This is a genomic window from Bradyrhizobium sp. (assembly GCF_049586575.1).
GTDB lineage: Bacteria > Pseudomonadota > Alphaproteobacteria > Rhizobiales > Xanthobacteraceae > Bradyrhizobium.
This window is the reverse complement of record NZ_JBAVCF010000729.1, coordinates 1-2020: the sequence shown is the minus strand read 5'-3', so window position 1 is coordinate 2020 and position 2020 is coordinate 1. Positions and strand designations below refer to the sequence as shown.

Sequence of the window (2020 nt, the reverse complement as noted above, 5' to 3'; positions counted from 1 at the left end):
GCCGTCGGCGCCGCAGGCTTCGGTGCGGCGGGCTTCGGTGCGGCAGGTTTGGCAGCGACCGCCGCCTTCTTCTTCGCAGGGCTCTTCCTGGCGCTGGCCTTCTTGGCCGATTTCTTCGGCGCTGCCGCCTTCTTGGCGGATTTCTTTGCCGACTTCTTGGCCTTTTTCGCCGATTTCTTGGCGGATTTCTTCGAAGATTTCTTCGCGGATTTCTTCTTCGCCGTCACAAGCTTTTTCTTGTTTTTCTTGCTCTTCTTGCCACCCTTTTTCTTTTTGCCTTTAGCCATCGTGATCCTCCTGTTGCCGCCGATCAATGTCTATCGAGCGTTTCAAGTCGTCCGCCTCAAGCGAGGCCCATCGATCAGTTCAATCCTGGCCGGGGACCGCCTGTAGCCCAATCGAGAAGCTCAATCGTGTGCACCACAGGAACTGACGTACCGCTGGCAATCTGCACCATGCACCCAATATTGCCCGCAGCAATCATGTCCGGCTTGACCATCGCAATATTGGCGACCTTTCGGTCGCGCAATTTGTTCGCAATGTCAGGCTGGAGGATGTTGTAGGTCCCAGCCGAACCGCAACACAAATGGCTCTCGGCTACATCTTTCACCACGAAACCGTTCTTGGAAAGCAATTCTTTCGGCAGGTGCGTGATTTTCTGCCCGTGCTGTAGCGAACAAGCCGCGTGATAGGCGACGACAATTTCGTTTTGGCGCTGTGCGGAAGCAAGATCGAGGCCGCCGACATACTCGGTGATGTCTTTGGCCAGCGCCGAGACCTTCGCGGCGCGATCGGCGAAATCGACCTCCTGGCGCAGCATGAAGCCATAATCCTTGATGACGGTGCCGCAGCCCGATGTCGTCACCAGGATGGCGTCGAGCCCGCCACGATCGGCCTCAGCACACCAGGCCGTGATGTTGGCGCGGGCGAAGTCCAATGCCGCGGCTTCCCGGCCCATGTGGTGGGTCAACGCGCCGCAGCATTGCTCATCCCTGACCAGCACGACCTCGATGCCGTGACGGGTCAGGAGGCTGATGGCGGCCTGATTGATCCGCGGCGCCAGCACCTGTTGCGCACATCCCTGCAGCAAAGCGACGCGCCCGTGCCGCTCACCCTGGGCTGGGAAAACGTTGCCGGCGAGCGGCCCCGCCTCGGGCAGGCCGCGTGGCGCCAATGCCAGCATGGCCCTGATCCGCCCGAGTAAAGTGGGCGTCGCCGACGCCTTGCCTGAGGGCAATAAGGCAGCCAGCGGGCGCGCGAGCCGCGCCAGCATCATGCTCGCGCGAAACAGCTTCGGGCGCGGCAGCACCAAAGCGAGCACCGCCCGTAACAGGCGTTCGGTCCAGGGCCGAGCAAAGTCCCGCTCGATCCTCACCCGCGCCTGATCGACCAAATGCATGTAATTGACGCCTGACGGGCAGGTGGTCATGCAGGCAAGGCAGGAGAGGCAGCGGTCGATGTGCTTGACGACTTCAGGCGTCGGCGGCCGGTCTTTTTCCAGCATCTCCTTGATGAGATAGATTCTGCCGCGTGGACTATCGAGCTCATCGCCGAGCAGAACGTAGGTCGGACAGGTCGCGGTGCAGAAGCCGCAATGCACGCACTTGCGCAGGATCGTGTTGGCTTCCGCGATATCGGGATCGGCCAGTTGAGCGAGGCTGAATTCCGTCTTCATGCGACTAGTGTTCCGGTTCTGACATTCGTACGGTGTTGCCGAGAGTGCCTTTGCGAATGTCAGAACCAAAGGAACACTAGCAAAAATAGTCTCTTAGTGCGGTTTTGGCTTTGACATTCGCTTAGCGAACTACCGGGGATAATGAAGCGAATGTCAAATCCCCCGAGCCATCCGGCCGCGATTGAGAATGCCCTTCGGATCGAAACTCCGTCGCACGCGCTCGCTCAGGGCGGCTACGCCGGCGCTTGCGGGTTGAAACACGTCGACCTGCCCCCTCACCTCATCGCCTGCGCGCAGCAGCATGGCATGGCCGCCGACGGCGGCCGCACGTTGCCGCACCAGGGC

Annotated in this window: 2 protein-coding genes and 1 pseudogene; 1 reads left to right on the top strand and 2 read right to left on the bottom strand. The window is 60.6% G+C overall.

Going from position 1 to position 2020, the window contains the following annotated elements:
* Positions 1-393, top strand: a 393-nt coding sequence (locus tag WB528_RS26485) for a hypothetical protein (RefSeq protein WP_423892272.1), incomplete at its 5' end; no start/stop codon positions are given.
* Here WB528_RS26485 and glcF read toward each other — a convergent pair.
* Both glcF and WB528_RS26475 read right to left on the bottom strand, forming a co-directional pair.
* Positions 362-1675 carry a glycolate oxidase subunit GlcF gene (gene glcF / locus WB528_RS26480; RefSeq protein WP_423892270.1) on the bottom strand — a complete coding sequence of 438 codons (1314 nt, stop codon included), beginning with the start codon at positions 1673-1675 and terminating at the stop codon, positions 362-364. The two genes, WB528_RS26485 and glcF, sit on opposite strands and share 32 nt — an antisense overlap.
* Positions 1676-1828: 153 nt before the next feature.
* A pseudogene (locus WB528_RS26475) lies at positions 1829-2020 on the bottom strand (2-hydroxy-acid oxidase); the annotation flags it as partial.

Coding starts and splice junctions, on each gene's coding strand:
- glcF (WP_423892270.1), bottom strand. CDS start 1,675: ATGAAGACGGAATTCAGCCTCGCTCAACTGGCCGATCCCGATATCGCG.